This window comes from Maribellus luteus (assembly GCF_003576475.1).
GTDB classification, from domain to species: Bacteria; Bacteroidota; Bacteroidia; order Bacteroidales; family Prolixibacteraceae; genus Draconibacterium; species Draconibacterium luteum.
Genome location: NZ_QWGR01000002.1, coordinates 89,915 through 109,417, shown reverse-complemented (window position 1 = coordinate 109,417; position 19,503 = coordinate 89,915). Strand labels below are relative to the sequence as shown.

Below are 19,503 nucleotides of genomic sequence, written 5' to 3'. Positions count from 1 at the left end.
TGCAATAACGGGTTTTTGGATACACTTTCCATACTCTTACAAAAGTGAAGCTAATTTTTCACCTCATCACTACCTCATCCTAATAAAACTACGCCGACATAAGCAACTATGTTACAATTATTTAATTTCTCGCCTCGCCTCTCATTTCGAAGAAATAAAAACGTATGATAAACAACACAAATTCCGACTTTGAGGGGAAATAAATATCTTTGACAACCAAATTATACGTAATATTACGCCCGGGTTAGGGACAACAACAGACAAAAAACATGTGCGGAACAGACTCTTTTTTCTCCTCAAACGACAAAAGCCTGAATGGGAGAAATACCGGCCTCTTTTCGGGAAAAAGATCCTTTGAAGCGCTTTACGTCGTTCTTTCATGTGCCGCATTCGTGTTTTTATCCGTGCATCCTTTAACAGTCCTGGGAGAACATGAAGGTGTTCTTTCGTTTGACCAATCAGTTTACGGCGGCGCACGCCAAAACTGGAGTGTCAGCACAGCCAGGAACGGACAAATATATTTTGCCAATCACACAGGGCTGCTAGCATTCGACGGAACTAACTGGGAACTAAACAGTTTACCCAACGAAACCATTCTGCGATCGGTTGAAGTTAGTCGTGACTCTATTATTTATACAGGTGGCTACGAAGAGTTAGGCTTCTGGAAAACTGACAAGTATGGAAAGTTGAACTATACATCATTGACACCAATTGCCGAAAAGTATTTCCTCGACAACATCGAGTTCTGGAACATTGCCGTTCAGGATAACTATGTCTATTTTCAGGCCTTCCCCCGGATTTTTTGTTACCATGCCGACTCCATCACCTCCATCGATTTTTCAGGCCATATTCATGTAATGAACAAGGTGAATGATAAGGTATTGGTGGCCATAAGAGACAAAGGGATTTTTGAGTTGAAAGACGGAAAATTCAATGCCTTTATTGAAGATGAGAGACTCAGGGATAAAAACATAAAATTCCTGCTTCCCTACAAACAGCATCAGATTCTGATTGGCACTGCCACTCATGGAATATTCCTGTGGGACGGACAAGCGCTCAGCACTTGGAATGCTCCATGGACCGATTATTTTATTCAGAGCGAATTAAACAGGGCTTGTGTTTTAAACGACAACAAAATTGCCATCGGAACATTGGTAGACGGGATTTCGGTATTTAGTGCGGATGGTGAACGTTTAATGCATGCCAACACACAAAACGGGCTACTCAGCAATACCATTCTCGGCGTGGAAACCGATGAGTGGAACAACATTTGGCTGGCGCTTGACGTTGGAATTGGGTTTCTGACCGAAAATGAAAACCAGGGTTTTGTAATTGAAAAACTACCCGGAACCGGCGCCATTTACTCTACTGCTATTTTCAATGACAAGCTATACCTGGGAACCAACCAGGGACTTTTTGTAAAGGATATTAATATTGACAGCCCCGATATCACACTGGTGCCAGAATCACAGGACCAAATATGGAACCTGAAAATATTTGACAACCAACTTTTGGTGGGGCACAACCAGGGAACTTATGTTTTGAACGGAGAAAAATGGGTTCAACTCTCGTCTGAATCGGGAGCCTTTAATTTTGTACAGGATCCCTTTCATCCGAACCTCCTGCTTCAATCGACCTACAACAGCCTTATCGTTTTCGAGAAAACAGAGAATGGCATAAAGTTTCGAAACCGGATCACAGGCTTTGTAGACTTAATCCGGTACATTGAATTTGACCATTTCGGAAACCTTTGGGCCAGCCACATGCACCGTGATATTTACAAGCTTACCATTGACGACGACAGGCGGACAATTCTTGGAATAAAAGAATACGGGAAAGATATCTTTAATAAAGATTTTGGAATCCACGTATTCCAGGTCGAAAACCGTGTGGTTTTTACCACGGGCGAACAGCTTTTTACCTACGACGACCTGAGCGATACCATACTTGCTTACGGATCGCTAAATACAGCGCTGGGCGACTATTCAAAAGCGCACCGGATTATAGAAGCTCCCAACCACCATTACTGGTTTATCAGCAAAGAGAAGATCGGCTTGTTCTATATTTTTCAGGACAGCGTAAAGCAAATCCGGGAATTTCCAACCTCGCTTTTTAACAACCCAATGCTGGTAGAAGGCTTTGAAAATCTTCTACCGCTTTCGGAATACGCGGCTATTTTGTGCCTGCAAAACGGAATCGCTTACCTGGATGCATCGGTTGCCAATCCAACCGAAAAACTTATTAAAAACTATGCCCCCACCATCCGGGAAATTCAGCTGAGTAACAACCGCGACAAAACCTTCTTACTGCCCCTGGATACCGCCGATGTAAAAATCAGGCACACTTTTAATAACGTGTCATTCAGGGTTTCATTTCCTTTGCTGAACGAACTTCCGGTATCGTATCAATACTACCTGCAAGGACTGCAACCGGAATGGTCGGAGAAAACCAACACTCCCGAGTTCAACTTTGAGAGATTACCCAAAGGAAGCTATGAACTGCTGGTAAAAGCAGTGGACCTTTGGGGTAACGAAAGTAAAACCTACTCGTTTTCGTTTGAAGTAAAACCACCCTTAACAGCTTCCCGCGGAGCCATCTTCGTCTACATTATTCTGATGATCTCTGCGCTTCTTATTTTCAGAAGTTGGGGAATCAGGCAAACGCGGAAGAAAGAACAGATGCAAAGCGAAGCCCGGGAAAAAGAGCTGATCAGGTTGCGAAATGAGAAACTGCGAAGCGAGGTACAACATAAAAGTAAAGAGCTGGCCAGTTCAACCATGTCCATTATTAAAAAGAACGAATTTCTGCTCGATCTTAAAAACATCATCAACCGGCAAAAAACAGAGCTGGGGTCGCGCTATCCGGATAAGTACTACAATTATTTGAACAATAAAATTGACGAGAATATTTCGAGCCAGGATGACTGGAAAATATTTGAAAACAATTTTGAGCGTGCCCACGAACAGTTTTTCAATAAAATGAAAGAGCAATATCCGGATCTGACAGCAAGCGACTTGCAGCTTTGTGCCTATTTACGCATGAATTTATCGTCGAAGGAAATCGCCCCCCTGCTGGGAATATCGGTTCGCGGGGTGGAAAACCACCGCTACCGCCTGCGTAAAAAAATGAACCTTGAGCACGACGTGAGTCTTACCGATACCATTTTGAGCATTTAGGAAATATCCCTGTTTTATTTGTCGAGCCAAAGCTTAAAATCGCGGACCCGTTCGCGGCTTACAATAATGTCTTCGTCGGGTTTGGGTTCAATCTCCAGTTTTAGCCGGCTGTTAAACCAGGTATGTATGTTTTTTATACTCTCAATGTTGATGATGTATTTTCGGTTTACCTGGAAAAACAAGTCGCTATCCAGCAAGGCAGAAAGCTGATCGATCGAAAAATTTACCGGGAAACGCGCATTACCGAAAGTAACGGCAAAAGTCAGTCCGTCGTCGTAAATCAACCAGGCTATTTCCTCACTCTTTACCGAGCGGTAACGGTCTCCCACTTTTACCAGGAAACGCTTTTTAACCCCGGGCCGCTCCGAAAAAAGAATCTTTTTCAACAGCTCGTTCTCAGGCACCAGAAACATTTCCCTGAACTGGTTAAACTTATCCAGGGCCGCCTTAATGTCTTCGTAATCGTAAGGTTTCAGCACATAATCGATGCTGTTTACCTGAAACGAGCGAAGCGCAAACTCGTTGTAAGCCGTGGTAAAAATTAGCGGCACATTTACTTTCACCTGCTCAAAAATATCGAAGCAGTTCCCGTCGTTTAGCAAAATATCCTGAAAAACGAGATCAGGAGCCGGGTTATTCCGGTACCACTCTACCCCGTCCTTCACAGAACTTATTATGTCGAGCACATTAATTTCGGGGTCATACTTTTTTAAGAGTTGCACCAAACGCCGCGCGGTATGGTTTTCGTCTTCAAATATTAAAACGTTCATAATCGGTAGTATTTAAAACCGGGATTCTGACGACAAATTCATCGGCCGTTGCTTCGGCTTCCACATTCTGACCACACAGCAGTTCGTATCTCCGCGACAGGTTCTTTAATCCTGTTTGGGTAGATGTTTCCTTGTCGCTACGTAGGTTTAGGTTGTTACTTACAATCATGTGATTTTCTTCTTTCCTAATCGAGATTTTTAAAGGATCGTCCGGATTGTATTTGTTGTGAACCACTGCATTTTCGACCAGCAACTGAAGGGTAACAGGAGGAATAAAAGTAGATTCAACAAACGATTTCTCAAGTTCCACATCCAGGAAAACCCCTTCTCCCAACCGGATTTTTATCAGAAAAAAATAGGCCTTTAAAAACTCCAGTTCTTCAGAAAGCTTTACCAGGTGAAACTCATTTTTCTCAATAATGTAGCGAAGGGTTTTCGACATTTTCACAATAAAATCAGCCGAAAGATCGGCATCCTCATAAACCAGTGAGGATAACACACTCAGGCTGTTAAACAAAAAGTGTGGTTCTATCTGTGCTTTCAGCGCTTTGTACTGTGCCAGAATGTTTTCTTTCTCCAGCTCTTTGGCCCGCAGCAATTGCTCCTGCAGGCGTTTCTGGGTTTGGAAATAGCCATCGAAACCCAATACAATCAGGTAAATACACAAAAGAGAAATCGTCAGCTCCGGGTTCAAAAACAAAACACTCTCCCACACTTTATGATTGTTGAACAATACAATGTCGCCCAACCGGTACAGATGGTTTAGCGAAAGCAGGAACACAAATCCAAAAACTGCATGCAAGAGTGTAAGCAGGGCTATTCTTTTCCTTTCGCTGCCCTGGTTACGAACCAGGTGCTGAAAAAAACAGTTGACCCGATCGGCGCAATACCACATAAGCAGGCCGTACACGATAAAAAACAGTGAAAACAACAGGCTTCTCAACGAGAGTTCAAAGGGTCCGTTCGGAAACGACAGATCGAAACTTTTAATCATCAGGTGAATCAAAAAGACCACCCACAACCGGAACCATATTTGCCTTCTTTTCATCGGAACTTTACAGGTAATTGTTTTTTTGGAACCACAAAATAGCTTTTTCCACCGACTCCTGAACCGGAAGTTCGCGAAACCCAAGTTCGTTTGCCGCTTTTTCAGAAGTAAAGTAATTCCCTAAACACAACATTCCGGCATTTACGCCGGTTAAACGTACCGGCAACTTAAGGTACTTCTCAAGTAAATCGCCTGCAAAACCGGCGCATTTAAGCAGCCACGAAGGAATGGGCACAAAAACAGATCGCTGTTGCGTCACTAACATCACTTTCTCAAAAAACTCAGGGTACGAAAGATTCTCGCCTGTTAACAAATAGCATTCTCCTGATCTTCCTTTCTCCAGGGCTGCGACTACTCCTTCGGCCGCCAGGGCTGCATCCACAAAGTTTTTGCCTCCCGGAGGATAAAAAACAAGCCGTTTGTTAATCACGTGCAAAAACACCTCGCCGCTGCTGGGCTTTACATCGTTTTCGCCAATCAGAAAAGTGGGGTTGACAATCACAGCATTAACTTTCTTTTGCCGCACACTTTCCAGCACCAGCTGCTGCGCAAGCAACTTACTGTAAGCATAGCCCGACTTTTTTAACCAGGGAATAAAAGGGGTGTTCTCGTTTCCAGGATGTTCTTTTGAACCATTTCCAAAACAGTTGGCAGTACTCACATAAACCATGCGTTGGATTCCAAATTTTTCGGCGGCCTCAACCAGGTACTTTGTACTATTGATGTTTGCCTCGCGGTAAGCTTCGAGCGATGACGGTGATTGGGTTGTACGCGCCGCGGCATGTATGATAAAATCACTTTGTTTTACGGCCTGCTCCACATCCTTTTTATCGGTAACATTCCCCTCAAACCAGTCCACACTCAGGCCTTCCAGGGCCTTGAGGTTGCTGCCTTTCCGAACCAGGACCAACACCCGATAACCCTTGCTGAGCAAACAACGCACCACATGGGCGCCCAACAATCCGTTGGCCCCGGTTACCAAAACCCGCGTATTTTTTTGTTCTTTCACCTAGGCTCTTTTCGCAGTTTGTGTGGTATTTCTGATTTCATTCTGAAGCGTTGACCGCATAATTTTCAAACGTAGCCAAACCGGCACTATTTTCAAAACCAGCCAGCTTAGTTTGTTCATAAATCCAGGAATGATCAGTTCATCATCCTTCAACAATTGCCGGATGCAAATGCGGGCCACCGTTGAAACGGGCAGCGCCGTGCTTCTTACCAGGCGGTTGTGACTTTCGATGCGGCTTGTTACCTCGGGATTTGTTCGCATTCCACCCGGATGGGCGACGCTAACCGTTATTCCTGTACCTTTTAACTCGGCCCCCAACCCGCGCGAAAAAGAATACACAAAAGCTTTTGACGCAGGATACACCGTTTTAAAAGGCATCGGTCCGAACGAAGCCATGCTGGCGATGTTGAGGATGTAAGCGCGCCCCTGCTTTTTCAGAACCGGCAACAACAACCGTGTCAGCAAAACCAGCGCACGCATATTCAGCAAAACAATGCGGTCGATGTACTCGGCCGTCGCTTCTAAAAAAGCTTTGGTTCCGCCTGTTCCGGCATTGTTGATCAACACGTCGATGGGATAGTAGCTGACCTGATCCACCAAACATTCCACCGCGCCGGATTCGGTCAGATCAAATTCAAACGTATTCACCCGAACTTGATACCTAAGCGAAAGATTAAGCCCCGTGCGGAATATATCCTCGCCGGGAAGCGCCACCAAAAGCAGGTTTTGCCCCAGGCGCGCACATTCTTCGGCGAGCTCTTTTCCCAAACCGGCACTTGCCCCGGTAATCAATGTGTACTTTTCTGTTTTCATTTCTGCTGTTTTCGGTTAAGGATGAAAAGCGACAGGTAATATCCGCCAACCATGGCAACTAAACCCGTAATTACTCCGCCCAGCAGCAACGATAGAAACACTTCGCGGCCCGCCGAAATAACTGTCCGGGCAAAGCTTAGATTGATTTTTTCGGGCATCGTAAATGACGATTCAAATCCCAAAATTTCTTTCCCCAGCCAGAAATTAAAAGCAAAAACAAAGGCTCCGGTAAACAAGTTGGTATTAAAAACTCCGGCAATGGCCGCCACTTTGTTCCAACGAAAACAGCTTGCCAGCCCTGCCGAAATAAACATTTGGAATCCAGGGAAAGGCAGCATTCCGATAAAAGAACCAAGGGCAAACCCACGCGCCACCTTTTCAGGCTCCTCCTGAAGGCTAAAAATTTTTCTTATCCCCCACTGATGTTTGTTCCTTTTCATTGCTTTTCTGCCAGTTGTTTTAATTCGGTACAAGACTCGATGAATAGTTTCTGAATAACCGGATCCTGCATAAACCGCGGAAACAGCGGCTTTGTATACGAGATCATTCGATAGTCAACCGAGGTAGCCTGGTCATTTAACGAGGAAAACGTCCACTCTCCCCAATAATTCTCCATACGTTCAATCCCTTCCTTTTCGGCGAAAAAAGCAGGTTCGGCCGAGATGGAAATCACGGTTTCCGAATCCACCCGGGAAACCAGGTGACGGGCCACCAGATCCTGCTGCTTAAAAGGCCACGGGTAATTCATCCGCGAATAAGTAACCCAGTTACTGTCGCTGAAAGTTTCAATTTTGCACTCTTTTACGCCAACCGCCCATGCGCCATAATTCTCGGCACACGAAAACAGCGGCAGGATTTTGGAAACCCCGGCATTGATCTGAAACAGGGCGCGCATTTCGCGAATTTTCATGGAGTCGGTGGTAAGCCATCGGTAATAAAGCGACACTCCCTCCGCTTTTCGGGCCAGTTCCCACGCTGATTTGTTCTTTTCGGCAGGTTCTTTTGCCTGCACAAATCCGTCGATCAGCAGCAAAAAACAAGCTGTTAAAAGAATAATTTTCCTCTTAAGCATTCTTTATTGTTTTCAGGTTTGTGGCAAAACTAACTCACCGGATATTTCCATTGAACCAAACAAATCTGAGTTGGCGGATTTTCCTGTTGGCTGTCGAAATACACCTGTGAACGGATGTATTGCCTCTTTTAAGGACAAAAGATTTTGCCGGGGGTGCGTTAAAGGACGTTAAAAGAATAAGTCCCTGAAATTAAATAGGCTAAATACTGATTGAAAGGTAACGATTTTAGATTTCAGAGGCTGGGAACACCAAGATGTGTTTGAAAACCTGTTAGTTGAAATTTCGTTGAATCCACCTGACCGCCAATCCGGTGTCAATGTCATTCATGCATTTGAAGTGTTTTTTCGGACATTTTTGATAGCCCAGTTTGGAACAGGGGCGGCATTCTAAATCCTTCACTTCAAGTTGCAGCGACGCATTGTTGGTTCGGTAGGGCACCATTCCGAACTCGGAAATCGTATTTCCCCAAAACGAAAGAATTTTCTTTTTGAAAGCAGCCGCGATGTGCATCAACCCGGTATCGTTCGACAAAACAATATTGGCATCGCGCACGAGTGAAGCCGACTGGTTGAGCGATATTTTTCCGGTATAATTCAGCACATTCCCGTTCGATTGCGCCAACACCTGCTCTCCGGCTTCCTTTTCGCACCGGCCACCCAAAAGAATTACAGGATAAGAAATGTTACGGCAGATTTCCACCACCTTTTCTACCGGGAGTTTTTTCGTGGAAAAGGTGCCTGCAATTACAAAAGCCACGTAGCCGTTTCTGAACATTTCAGGAAGTTCTTCGCGATTGAAAGCCTCTTCTTCCGGAATAAAATAATCCAGGCCTTCTCCATCGTCTTTTACATCAAAAACAGAAGTGGCGGCCAGGTAACGATCCACAATGTGGCGGTGCGGCAAGCGGTTGATTTTAAACTGCACCATCAGCCATTTCTGAAAATTGAGTTTATCAACCGAAAACGACGGTGCCTTTAAACTGCGTTTTATCCGGTTGCTTCTGAAATTCTGGTGAAGATCGATGATGTAATCAAAGTCTTCCTGTTCCAGCTGCGTAATCAGTTCGTTGATGTTCTCGTCCAGTAAATGGACCTTATCGATGTAGGGATTGGAAGTTACCAACCCGGCATGTTTTTGCTTGGTTACAAAATGAACTTCGGAATCGGGCACCTGTTGTTTAAGACCCCGCACAACCGGCGATGTCAAAACAATATCGCCAATGGAACTAAAACGTATAACCAGGAATTTTACCTTCATAAAAACAGCTTTGTCTTCCTTTCTTCCGAAGTGTTCAAATATATCTTAATCTGCCGGATTCTTTAGCATCACAAAATAAAAATCCCCGCAGAAAACTCTGCGGGGCCTATGTTTTGATGTATCTTTTTAAACCGATTCAACCAACACTATAATTTTATTTGCTTTGTTCTCGATTACACCTCCGCTCACTTCAAACATGTGCTCGGTGTTGTTTTCCTCCTGAATCCGGATGATTCCTTTCCCCAGCGTGGAAATAATCGGTGCGTGGTTCTTCAGAATCTCAAATGTTCCCTTACTTCCGGGAAGCTGGATCAGTTTCACTTCTCCTTCAAAAACTTTTTTGTCGGGTGTAATTATTTCAAGATACATGATCAGTCCTTTCCGAATTAATTTTCAGCCAACATTTTTTCACCTTTCGTAATGGCTTCTTCGATGGTTCCCACCAGGTTGAATGCCGCTTCCGGGTACTTATCCACTTCCCCGTTCATGATCATTCTAAAACCTTTAATGGTGTCTTCAATCGATACCAGTTTTCCTTCCAGCCCGGTAAATGCCGAAGCCACAAAGAAAGGCTGCGAAAGGAAACGCTGTACACGACGTGCCCGGTGTACCACCAGTTTGTCTTCTTCCGACAGTTCGTCCATACCCAGAATAGCGATAATATCCTGCAGCTCGGTATAACGTTGCAGCAGCATAATCACATCCTGCGCACAAGAATAATGCTCCTCACCAACAATATCGGGCGTAAGAATACGCGAGCTTGAATCCAGCGGGTCAACAGCCGGATAAATACCCAGCTCGGCAATTTTACGGCTAAGTACGGTGGTTGCATCCAGGTGGGCAAAGGTTGTTGCAGGTGCCGGGTCGGTCAAGTCATCGGCAGGCACATAAACCGCCTGAACCGAAGTGATCGATCCGTTTTTGGTCGAAGTGATTCGTTCCTGCATAACCCCCATTTCGGTGGCCAGCGTTGGTTGATAACCTACCGCCGAAGGCATACGGCCCAACAATGCCGAAACCTCTGAACCGGCTTGTGTAAAACGGAAAATATTGTCGACAAAGAACAGGATGTCGCGGCCACCGCCGGCAGAACCGTCACCATCGCGCAAACTTTCGGCAATGGTCAAACCCGAAAGGGCTACGCGTGCACGTGCACCCGGAGGTTCGTTCATCTGCCCAAACACCATCGCCAGTTTTGATTTCTTCAGCCGCTCGGGATCTACTTTCGACAAGTCCCAGCTTCCTTTTTCCATCGATTCTTTGAATTCATCGCCGTAGTCAACAATGTTGGCCTCAATCATTTCGCGCAGCAGGTCGTTCCCTTCACGGGTACGTTCTCCAACACCGGCGAATACCGACAAGCCCGAGTGTGCCAAAGCAATGTTATTGATAAGCTCCTGGATCAGTACGGTTTTTCCTACACCGGCACCGCCAAACAATCCGATTTTACCTCCTTTGGCATAGGGCTCAATCAGGTCGATTACCTTGATACCTGTATACAACACTTCGGTTTCGGTGGTAAGGTCTTCGTACTTGGGAGGTTCGTTGTGGATTTTCAATCCCTCTTTGGGCAATTGTTCCAAACCATCTACAGCGTCACCAACAACGTTTAGTAAACGTCCCAGGGCAATTTCGCCTTTGGGCATTTTGATCGGGCTACCCAATGTTCTCACATCGGTACCTCTTTTCAAACCATCGGTAGAATCCATCGAAATACAACGAATGGTATTCTCTCCAACGTGCTGCTGACATTCAACGATCAAACTTTCCTTGCCTTCGCGAAGAATCTCAAGTGCGTCGTAAATAGCGGGTAATTCACCGCCTTCTTTTTCGAAACTAACATCCACAACAGGACCAATGACCTGTACTATTTTCCCTGTATTTTGAGCCATATTGGATTTGATTTTAAAATCGGATCTAACTTATTGTCAAAAAAATTTTAAACGCTAACAAATTTAACATTGTTTTAGTTCTATCCAACGCATTTTTCTTTTTTAGAAAGTTCGCTTCCAGCCCTTAAAACACATCAATTCTTTCGGGTCAGCATATTCAGGGCAAATCCGCGTAAGGGTTGTTTTACAACATCTTCCAGTTCCATTTCATCCAGGATCGCAATGGCCCGGTTAAAATAAGCATCCACTTTCTGTTCAGCCATTTCTTTCACTCCGATGTGCCGGTAAATTTCAGTCACCGCCCCGATCTTTTCCTCCGGATTGAAATCCGTTTTTTTGATCCATTCCATCAGCGAAGCGTGTTGTTCCGGATTGGCATGTTCCAGTGCATTGATCAGCAAAAGTGTTTTTTTGTTCGACAGAATGTCGCCGCCAATTTTCTTACCGAAAGTTTGCTGGTCGCCAAAGGTATCAAGCAAATCGTCCTGCAGCTGAAAAGCCAGCCCCAGGTTAATTCCAAATTCGTACAGCTGATCTGCGGCCTTTTCGGGACTGTTGGCCAGAATGGCGCCCGATTTCAGGCTGCAAGCCAGCAATACAGCCGTTTTCAGCCGGATCATGTTCAGGTACTCTTCCTCTTTTACATCGAGCCGTTTTTCAAAGTCCATGTCAAACTGCTGTCCTTCGCAAACTTCGATGGCCGTATCGGTAAAAAGCTTCATCGCTTCAGGCAAACGCGGAGACCCGCTTTCGAGGAAGTATTTATAGGCTTTGAAGGCCATGGCATCGCCCGAAAGGATGGCGTGGTTTTCACTAAATTTTATGTGGACGGTAGGCCGGTTTCTGCGAACATCGGCCTTGTCCATAATATCGTCGTGAAGCAGGGTAAAATTGTGAAACACCTCGATTCCCAGTGCCGCCGGAACCGCCTTTTGAACGTCTTTGTCAAAAAGATTATAAGCTAGCAGCACCAGCACCGGACGCAGCCGTTTCCCGCCCATTTCGAGCGAATAATGAATGGGCGCATACAATTCAACCGGTGTTTTATCCAACAGTTGTTTGGAACGCAAAGCGACTGCTTCGCTCACTATTTTTTGTAAATCTTCTACAGAATACATCAGTTACCTAATTTAAGTTCGTCATCCGAAACGATTTCCAGTTCGTCCAGCTCAATGTCTTCTTCCTCGTCGTAAATATGCAGCAAAGGTTCTTTGAAAGCCTCGGTAGTGGTAAGCCTTTCAAGCCCGGTAAGCAACGATGGAAGCAATATCAGGTTGGAAGTAACGGCAACCAAAAGTGTCAGCGACACCAGGATACCCATTGCCTGCGTTCCGCCAAAATTTGAAATGCTAAAAATTCCAAAGCCAAAAAACAGCACCACCGAAGTATAAAGCATACTGACGCCGGTCTCTTTTAAAGCCATTTGTACCGATTTGCTGATGTCCCAGTTGGTAAGATTCAGTTCCTGCCGGTATTTGGCCAAAAAGTGAATGGTGTTATCCACCGAAATACCAAAGGCGATACTAAATACCAGGATGGTGGAAGCCTTGATCGGAATTCCCGTGAATCCCATCACCGCTGCCGTAAAAATAAGCGGAATCACGTTCGGAGTTAACGACATGATGACCATTCTCCAGGACGAAAACATAATGGCCATGAATGTTGAAATCAGCAAAATGGCCAGCCCCAGACTGCTAAAAAGATTTTTCAGTAAATATTGTGTGCCACGGAAAGCCGTGATGCTCGAGCCGGTGACGGTTACATCGTATTTATCGGCCGGAAAAACGGTGTCGATCTCCTGCATAAAATCCGTGTAAAGCTGCTCCATACGTTTGGTACCCACATCTTTTACCCGAATGCTGATGCGTGTTGACTGCCGCGTGCTGTCCATAAACGAATGCAGCATATTGGCGTTGTCTTCACCGGTTTGGGCATATTGTAAAATAAAGTTTTTTTCGCGGTTGTTCGGAATGCTGTAGTAACGCTCGTTTCCGTTGTAAAAAGCCTGCTTCGAGAATTTCAGCAGGTTTAGTAACGAAGTGGATGCCGACAACTCAGGGTATTCTGCCAGCCGGTTTTCCAACTCATCAATCTTATTAAAAGTGCTCAGCTGCATCACTCCCTGTGGCCGTTTGGTATCGACCATGATTTCGAGCGGCATCAGTCCGTTAAAGTTGTCTTCAAAAAACTTCAGATCGATATAAACAGGATCGTCCTTCGGAATATCATCCACCATGTAGCCCGAACTCTTGATCAGCGTGATACCCAAAATACCCAGCGATACGATCCCAATTGTAACCATGTAAACCACTCGGCGGTAATGTTGTGTTATATGAATCAGTCCTTCGATGATCCAATTCACCCGTTTGTTGTCGAGGTGTCCTACGTGGCGCGAAGAAGGCGGACCGATAAAGCTGAAAATGATCGGTATTAACAACAATGACAGGATGAAAAGCGCCAGAATATTCAAGGATGCGATGATCCCGAACTGGCGTAAAATATCACTTTTTACGATTATGAAAGTAGCAAATCCGGAAGCGGTTGTGAGGTTGGTCAGGAAAGTGGCATTTCCGATTTTAATGATCACCCGTTGCAGGGCTTTCACCTTGTTGCCGTGGCTTACAAACTCGTGGTGAAATTTGTTCAGCATGTAAATACTGTTCGGAATCCCGATCACAATCAGCAAAGGAGGAATCATTCCCGAAAGAAGTGTAATCTTATACCCGAAAAGCGACAACATCCCCATGGCCCAGATCACCCCGGTGATCACAATCAGTACCGGCACCAGCACGGCTTTTAGCGAACGGAAAAACAAAAACAAAACAACAACGCAAATGGCCAGCGCCAACACGCTGAACATGTACAGTTCGCCTCTGATTTTCACCGAATTCACCACCCGAATATAAGGCAGACCTGAGTAATGAAGCTGAACGTTTTCGTCCTGCTCAAAAGCACGGCAAACAGCCTGGATATTCCGGACAAGATCTTCGCGCTCTTTGGTGGCCATTTTATCCTTGTTGACCGTAATGGCCAGAATGTATGCCTTGGTTTCATCGTTGTAAACCAGCTTTCGGTAAAAAGGCAGTTCGTGAAATTTCTCTACGTATCCATCCAAATCTGCCTGCGTGGCAATGGAATCGGGAAAGGTTTTAACTACTTCAAATTTCTTTTCGTCGCGGTTGGCAACCAGGTTGTAGGTGTTGGTAACCGACAGGAGGTTTTCAACTCCTTCAATCCCCGAAAGCTCGGTGGAAAGTCTTTCCCAACGGTTAAAATGATCGAGACGAAAAAAGCTGGAATCCTGTATTCCAACAATGATCAGGTTCCCTTCTTCGCCAAAAACCTCTACAAACTTCTGATAATCTTTATATGCGGGATCCTTTTTGGGAAGCAACGAGGCGTACTCGTATGACATTTCCACCTTACGTGCGTGATACCCAAAAAAAACGGTTATTACCGCCAGGATAGAGAGTAGTAAAATTCTATTTCGAAGGATGACCCGGGATACCTTAATCCACATGCTTTCTGATCTAAATAACCCGACGAAAGTAGTACAAATTCTCCGATTTATAAAAAGCGGAGACCTGTGAACCCGCCAATTTAAAGTCTTTTTACAAAAGCTTATTTTTCGCTGGATGAAACCGCAATTACGTGTCGTGAAGTACGAAAAAACAGGTAACCTTCTGCTATGGCCGGAGTTGACATACAAACCTCGTGCAGTTTGTTTTTGCCCAGCAGCTCATATTCGGGCCCTGCTTTAACGCGGTAAACCACCCCATCGTTGTCAGCAATATACAGCACCCCGTCGGCAGCTACAGGCGAAGAAGTATAACTGTTTCCAGTCCCCACTTTTTCAGAGTAGATTTCCTCCCCGGTTAATGCATTGTAACAGCTTAGTCTTCCGTTCCAGCGCGCATTGTACAAATAGCCACCGTACAAAAGCATGGTACCCATGTAAGCGCCACCTCTTAGTTTAGCCCATTGCACATGGTCGCTTGCAATGCCTTTTTCGTTCAACATCATATCGCCCGAAGCTGTCTTTTTTACTGCCAGTATTGGCGACAATTTTCCGTGAGCGCTGTTAAAATAAACCAATTCGTCACCAACAACCGGAGTGGGAATCGGAATATCTCCGCCGCCAGCCATGCGCCACACTTGTTCCCCGGTCTCAAAATCATATCCGCCCCGGTGCTTGTATCCGTTTACGGCCACAATCTCCCGGTTTCCGTCAGAATAAACATTGGGTGTGCTCCAACCCGGAAATTCATCCCGGTCCTTTTTCCAGACCTCGTCACCGGTTTTTATATCGTAAGCGGCCACAAACGAGTTGGTATCCACATCACACTGAATGATCACCCGGTTTTTATGAATAAGCGGTGAACTCGAAAATTCCCATTCAGCATCAGGAACCAGAAAGAAGTTTGATTTCAGTACGCCAAAATCCTTTCTCCACTGCAGCTGCCCCTCCATGTTGTAACAAAACAAACCTTCTGACCCAAAAAAAGCAAGCACATATTCGCCGTTGGTGGCAGGTGTGCAATTGGCATGCGACGACATCGGGTGCCGCTTTTGTTCAGGAACTCCGGTGCAGGCAGTTTGTTCCCAGTTTACTTTCCCGGTTTCTTTGTCCAGGCAATAAACCTTCCACTCATGAACCGAAGAATCGGCTACTGAACCAATGGAGCCATAAATACCGGTTTTAATATCGCCGCCATCGTTTTCACTCACGGCAGTAGTCACAAAAATTTTATCCCCCCAAACAACCGGACACGAATGCCCCAGTCCAGGTATCTCTGTTTTCCAGGCAATGTTCTCGCCCGATTTAACATCCCATGTTTCAGGCAGGCTGGCCTCATCCAGCCAACCGGAAGCATAATTTCCCCGGTACATGTTCCACTGACGTTCAGAATCGGATTTTTGGGCCGGCGACAAAAACGAAAAGCCTGCCACCAGCAGGACAGAAATAAAGGTTGATTTTAACATGTATTGATTTTTGGTAGCACCAAAATACGCATTTTTTCGGTTTTTCAGTATTTGCCTTTATCCTCGTCGAGCATGGGGACAAAGCGGACCGGCAGTACACTTTTTTGCCGAATCTTGCCATTTTGCTTCTGAAGCAAGACCAGGTGCTGTACCTTTCCTTCGCCGACCGGGATGATCATTCTGCCGCCATCGGCCAGCTGATCCTGAAGCGGTTTGGGAATATGACTCGGAGCACAGGTAACGATAATGGCATCAAAAGGAGCTTTCTCCTCCCACCCCAGGTAACCATCGCCGATTCTAGAGGCAATGTTGCGATAGTGCAGTTTTTCAAACAGAGTGTAAGCTTTGTTTCCGAGCGATTCAAAAAGCTCTACCGTAAATACCGAATCGCAAAGCTGAGAAAGAATGGCAGCCTGGTAGCCCGAACCGGTTCCGATCTCCAAAACGCGGTCGGACCGCTTTAGCTGTAAAACATCGGTCATGTAAGCCACAATAAATGGTTGCGAAATGGTTTGCCCTTCTTCAATCGGCAGGGGCTGATCGCTGTATGCATAACGCTGGTATTCGGGCAATACAAACTCGTGGCGCGGCACTTTTCTGAAAGCATTTAAAATTCGGTTGTCAGTGATACCCCGGGCTTCCAATTGCGTTTCAATCATCTTATAACGCTCTCTACTATAGTTATTTTCCTGCCCCCAAACGGTCATTGTTAAGAAAATGGTAACGCATTGAATATAAATAACAGAAATCGTACACTTCATTTCCTGATGGCTCTTTGGAAGGATAAACGAATTTAATTTCAAAATGTTCCTGCACAATAAACTGTTATACAGCCTCCAACAGGGAGCAAAAACAAAACATTTCTACCAGAACAAGGACTGAACAATAACTTATTTTTATTTAAACTACCCAGAATCATGACTTTTTTCAGTATTCCAAATCAAATTTCACAACATCTTTATCCTACCATTTCGATAGGATTAATAGGAGGATTAACATTATGAAAAAAGTAAATTTTAAATACCTGATCTTTAGCATACTACTACTAAGCGTTCAGGCTATTTCAACGGCCAGCACTCCGTTTTATTTAGACAAAACAACGAGTAAGATCACCATTTTAGGTACCTCATCGGTACACGACTGGGAAATCAAGGTTTCGGATTTTAATTGCGACGCCGCGATTCAACTGGGCGAAAACAAGCAGGCATCTGTTTCGGATGTGCATGTGGTGTGCGAAGTAAAAAACATTGAAAGCGACAACCGGATTATGACCAACAAAACGTACAAAGCGCTTGACGGGGACAAACATCCGCAAATTCAATTCAAAGCAAGTGAAACAACCACCGTTTCGCCGGGCTCTGAGGCCAGCATCAAAGGAAAACTGACTATTGCCGGGCAAACCCGGGAAATTTCGCTGCCATTTACGCTGGTTGCCGAAAACGGCCAGATGGTCAAAATCGCCGGAAAAGTACCGCTAAAAATGAGCGATTTCAAGATTGAGCCGCCAACAGCCATGATGGGAGCCCTGAAAACCGGCGATGCCATTGAAATTGCCTACGAGATAATTCTGAAAACAAAATAAAAAGCCCGCTGAGCTTAATCAGTCATTACCAAGTAAAAACATCTAATTCAATTTAAAATGAAAAGATTTATTGTTTTAATCACCGCTGCATTTCTTAGCATAGTCTCTTTTGGTCAGCAGTTTGAGCAAGCCAAAATAGATCCGGTCACTTTCGATAAAGTGAAAGTTAAAGTTGGAGCCGACTTTGCCATTCAGTTGCAAATGTTGGATCACGAAGCTGACGTAGAGTTAATTGATCTGAAAAAAAACTTCAATCTGCCCACTGCGAACTTAAGTCTTACCACGGATTTAGCTCCCGGTATTCAGCTGTACATGAACACCTATTTATCTTCCCGCCACCACAACGAAGCGTGGGTAGAAGGTGGTTACCTGATTATCGACAACATGCCGTTTTTGCCGGCTGCCAATAACATTATGAAATACCTGACGATTAAAGCGGGTGTTATGATGCCGGATTACGGCGATGCCCACTATTTCCGCAGCAACAACGCAGCAGTACTCAACAACCCCTTTGTTGGCAACTGGGTTATGGATGCATTTACCACCAACCCCGGACTGGAAGTTATGTTCCGCAACAATGGTTTTCTGGCCCTTGTTGGTGCCAACAACGGACGTATGAACTACGGCCGTGGCGGCGACCTGGGAGAAGACCTTGTTTTTAACTGGAAACTGGGTTACGACAAAAACATCAACGAAGACCTTCGCGTAAGAGCCACTCTTTCGGGATACCATGTAGGAGAAGGGCACAGCGGATCATACTTGTGGGCCGGCGACCGTGCTGGCGCCCGCTACTACAACGTAATGCAAACAGCTGCTGCCGAAGCCGACAATTTCCGTTCAGGCCGTTGGGATCCCAACAGTGGTCAATCGGAAATGAACAGCTACATGGCCAACGTTTTTGTTCAGTTTCACGGATTGGAAGTATTCGGAATTTACGAAAACATGAAAGGTGTACGCAGAGATGTCGACCAGCATTTTACCCAAACAGCGGTACAGGCACTTTACCGCCTCGGAAGTTTCTATTTGGGAACCCGTTACAACCATGTTAGCGATAACGACGGGTCGGAAGTTAACCGCACCAACATTGGCGGCGGATGGTTTATGACCAACAATGTGTTGGTAAAACTCGACTACGTCAACCAAAAATACGATGGACCAGCTCATGGAGAGATTGATGGAGGAAAATTCAATGGAGTAGTTCTCGAAGCAGCTATTTCATTCTAATGAATTGATTTTAAGAAAAAAGATTGTCCGGCAAGATGCCGGGCAATCTTCAACACCTGATAAAATGCAAAAAAGGCTCACATTCAGTTCACGCTATTATTTTTTGCTTCTGCTCTGCGCACTGTTTTTTCAAACACCGGCGCGGGACAAAGGAAAATCAGGAAAGCTGGACGAATGCCAAAACTATGTATTGATCCAGGGTTCTTCAAACATCAATAGATTCGAATTTATCAACCTCAACCCCAACCTTTCTGACCCGCAAAATAATTCCCCTCAAAACAAACTGTCTCAGAATATCCGTATTCCGGTTCGCGACTTCTCGGGCCCCAACAAATTAATGCTCAACGATTTTTACAAAATGCTGAATGCCGATCAGTTTCCTTTCATAAAAATAAAGGTAGAGGCATATAACGCAGCAGAATTCGACGAGGAATCAGGGAGCACCCTGCTGGACACACGGATAACCATTGCGGGAAAAACGCGCGACTACATTATACCCTGCGAAGTTATTTATTGCGAACATGCAGGGACGATCTTAAAAGGCAACCTGGAAGTAGAGTTGTCAGCATTTGATATTGATCCGCCCAAAAAGATACTTGGAACCGTAAAAGTTGACAACGAGGTTTTCATTACTTTTGCATTTAGTTATCTTTAGAAAAATTTTCAACTAACCACT

17 protein-coding genes are annotated in these 19,503 nt (G+C 45.1%); 4 read left to right on the top strand and 13 right to left on the bottom strand.

From position 1 onward, the window contains the following. Positions 1-269 precede the first annotated feature (269 nt). Entirely contained in the window at positions 270-3,176 is a 2,907-nt protein-coding gene (locus tag D1614_RS03235; protein ID WP_119436457.1) for a helix-turn-helix and ligand-binding sensor domain-containing protein, read from the top strand. A 14-nt stretch (positions 3,177-3,190) separates the two neighbouring features. On the opposite strand, the gene D1614_RS03230 is transcribed toward D1614_RS03235, so the two are convergent. The 13 genes from D1614_RS03230 to D1614_RS03170 form a co-directional block, all read right to left on the bottom strand. Next, on the bottom strand, positions 3,191-3,946 hold the full coding sequence (locus D1614_RS03230) for a LytR/AlgR family response regulator transcription factor (RefSeq protein ID WP_119436456.1): 756 nt from the start codon (positions 3,944-3,946) through the stop codon (positions 3,191-3,193). Beyond that, positions 3,927-4,994 carry a sensor histidine kinase gene (locus tag D1614_RS03225; protein WP_119436455.1) on the bottom strand — a complete coding sequence of 356 codons (1,068 nt, stop codon included), beginning with the start codon at positions 4,992-4,994 and terminating at the stop codon, positions 3,927-3,929. Before D1614_RS03225 ends, D1614_RS03230 begins: the two co-directional genes overlap by 20 nt. A gap of 7 nt (positions 4,995-5,001) precedes the next feature. Next, positions 5,002-6,003, bottom strand: coding sequence for an NAD-dependent epimerase/dehydratase family protein (locus D1614_RS03220; RefSeq protein WP_119436454.1), 1,002 nt, complete (start codon positions 6,001-6,003; stop codon positions 5,002-5,004). Beyond that, the gene (locus D1614_RS03215; RefSeq protein ID WP_119436453.1) at positions 6,004-6,816 is read right to left on the bottom strand and encodes an SDR family NAD(P)-dependent oxidoreductase; all 813 of its coding nucleotides are present in this window, start codon (positions 6,814-6,816) and stop codon (positions 6,004-6,006) included. Then, positions 6,813-7,256, bottom strand: coding sequence for a DUF2062 domain-containing protein (locus D1614_RS03210; protein WP_119436452.1), 444 nt, complete (start codon positions 7,254-7,256; stop codon positions 6,813-6,815). The genes D1614_RS03215 and D1614_RS03210 overlap by 4 nt, the downstream gene beginning before the upstream one ends. Beyond that, a complete protein-coding gene (locus D1614_RS03205; protein ID WP_119436451.1) occupies positions 7,253-7,888 on the bottom strand; it encodes an SRPBCC family protein in 636 nt (211 codons plus the stop codon). Before D1614_RS03205 ends, D1614_RS03210 begins: the two co-directional genes overlap by 4 nt. Positions 7,889-8,159: 271 nt before the next feature. Beyond that, a complete protein-coding gene (locus D1614_RS03200) occupies positions 8,160-9,146 on the bottom strand; it encodes a glycosyltransferase family 9 protein (protein ID WP_119436450.1) in 987 nt (328 codons plus the stop codon). A 126-nt stretch (positions 9,147-9,272) separates the two neighbouring features. Further along, the gene (gene atpC, locus D1614_RS03195; protein WP_119436449.1) at positions 9,273-9,515 is read right to left on the bottom strand and encodes an ATP synthase F1 subunit epsilon; all 243 of its coding nucleotides are present in this window, start codon (positions 9,513-9,515) and stop codon (positions 9,273-9,275) included. Between the two features lie 17 nt (positions 9,516-9,532). Then, on the bottom strand, positions 9,533-11,038 hold the full coding sequence (gene atpD, locus D1614_RS03190; protein WP_119436448.1) for a F0F1 ATP synthase subunit beta: 1,506 nt from the start codon (positions 11,036-11,038) through the stop codon (positions 9,533-9,535). Between the two features lie 134 nt (positions 11,039-11,172). Next, positions 11,173-12,156, bottom strand: coding sequence for a polyprenyl synthetase family protein (locus D1614_RS03185; protein ID WP_119436447.1), 984 nt, complete (start codon positions 12,154-12,156; stop codon positions 11,173-11,175). After that, positions 12,156-14,558, bottom strand: coding sequence for an efflux RND transporter permease subunit (locus D1614_RS03180; protein WP_119436446.1), 2,403 nt, complete (start codon positions 14,556-14,558; stop codon positions 12,156-12,158). The genes D1614_RS03185 and D1614_RS03180 overlap by 1 nt, the downstream gene beginning before the upstream one ends. Before the next feature lie 101 nt (positions 14,559-14,659). Beyond that, positions 14,660-16,021 (bottom strand): outer membrane protein assembly factor BamB family protein, encoded by a 1,362-nt coding sequence (locus D1614_RS03175; protein ID WP_119436445.1) that lies wholly within the window; start codon positions 16,019-16,021, stop codon positions 14,660-14,662. Positions 16,022-16,065: 44 nt separating this feature from the next. Next, positions 16,066-16,782, bottom strand: coding sequence for a protein-L-isoaspartate(D-aspartate) O-methyltransferase (locus tag D1614_RS03170; protein WP_119436905.1), 717 nt, complete (start codon positions 16,780-16,782; stop codon positions 16,066-16,068). Positions 16,783-17,021: 239 nt separating this feature from the next. Between D1614_RS03170 and D1614_RS03165 the strand changes: the two genes are divergently transcribed. The 3 genes from D1614_RS03165 to D1614_RS03155 all read left to right on the top strand — a co-directional run bounded on the left by D1614_RS03165 (position 17,022) and on the right by D1614_RS03155 (position 19,482). Next, positions 17,022-17,603: a YceI family protein gene (locus D1614_RS03165; RefSeq protein WP_119436444.1), complete on the top strand. Its 582-nt coding sequence runs from the start codon at positions 17,022-17,024 to the stop codon at positions 17,601-17,603. Positions 17,604-17,660: 57 nt separating this feature from the next. Further along, positions 17,661-18,827: a hypothetical protein gene (locus D1614_RS03160; RefSeq protein ID WP_119436443.1), complete on the top strand. Its 1,167-nt coding sequence runs from the start codon at positions 17,661-17,663 to the stop codon at positions 18,825-18,827. A gap of 64 nt (positions 18,828-18,891) precedes the next feature. Then, positions 18,892-19,482, top strand: coding sequence for a YceI family protein (locus tag D1614_RS03155; RefSeq protein WP_147383991.1), 591 nt, complete (start codon positions 18,892-18,894; stop codon positions 19,480-19,482). Positions 19,483-19,503 lie beyond the last annotated feature (21 nt).

Excerpts from the sequence above, each read along its gene's own strand:
- D1614_RS03235 (WP_119436457.1), top strand. The coding sequence starts at position 270 with ATGTGCGGAACAGACTCTTTTTTCTCCTCAAACGACAAAAGCCTGAAT.
- D1614_RS03230 (WP_119436456.1), bottom strand. The coding sequence starts at position 3,946 with ATGAACGTTTTAATATTTGAAGACGAAAACCATACCGCGCGGCGTTTG.
- D1614_RS03225 (WP_119436455.1), bottom strand. The coding sequence starts at position 4,994 with ATGAAAAGAAGGCAAATATGGTTCCGGTTGTGGGTGGTCTTTTTGATT.
- D1614_RS03215 (WP_119436453.1), bottom strand. The coding sequence starts at position 6,816 with ATGAAAACAGAAAAGTACACATTGATTACCGGGGCAAGTGCCGGTTTG.
- D1614_RS03210 (WP_119436452.1), bottom strand. The coding sequence starts at position 7,256 with ATGAAAAGGAACAAACATCAGTGGGGGATAAGAAAAATTTTTAGCCTT.
- D1614_RS03205 (WP_119436451.1), bottom strand. The coding sequence starts at position 7,888 with ATGCTTAAGAGGAAAATTATTCTTTTAACAGCTTGTTTTTTGCTGCTG.
- D1614_RS03200 (WP_119436450.1), bottom strand. The coding sequence starts at position 9,146 with ATGAAGGTAAAATTCCTGGTTATACGTTTTAGTTCCATTGGCGATATT.
- atpC (WP_119436449.1), bottom strand. The coding sequence starts at position 9,515 with ATGTATCTTGAAATAATTACACCCGACAAAAAAGTTTTTGAAGGAGAA.
- atpD (WP_119436448.1), bottom strand. The coding sequence starts at position 11,038 with ATGGCTCAAAATACAGGGAAAATAGTACAGGTCATTGGTCCTGTTGTG.
- D1614_RS03185 (WP_119436447.1), bottom strand. The coding sequence starts at position 12,156 with ATGTATTCTGTAGAAGATTTACAAAAAATAGTGAGCGAAGCAGTCGCT.
- D1614_RS03180 (WP_119436446.1), bottom strand. The coding sequence starts at position 14,558 with ATGTGGATTAAGGTATCCCGGGTCATCCTTCGAAATAGAATTTTACTA.
- D1614_RS03175 (WP_119436445.1), bottom strand. The coding sequence starts at position 16,021 with ATGTTAAAATCAACCTTTATTTCTGTCCTGCTGGTGGCAGGCTTTTCG.
- D1614_RS03170 (WP_119436905.1), bottom strand. The coding sequence starts at position 16,782 with ATGAAGTGTACGATTTCTGTTATTTATATTCAATGCGTTACCATTTTC.
- D1614_RS03165 (WP_119436444.1), top strand. The coding sequence starts at position 17,022 with ATGAAAAAAGTAAATTTTAAATACCTGATCTTTAGCATACTACTACTA.
- D1614_RS03160 (WP_119436443.1), top strand. The coding sequence starts at position 17,661 with ATGAAAAGATTTATTGTTTTAATCACCGCTGCATTTCTTAGCATAGTC.
- D1614_RS03155 (WP_147383991.1), top strand. The coding sequence starts at position 18,892 with ATGCAAAAAAGGCTCACATTCAGTTCACGCTATTATTTTTTGCTTCTG.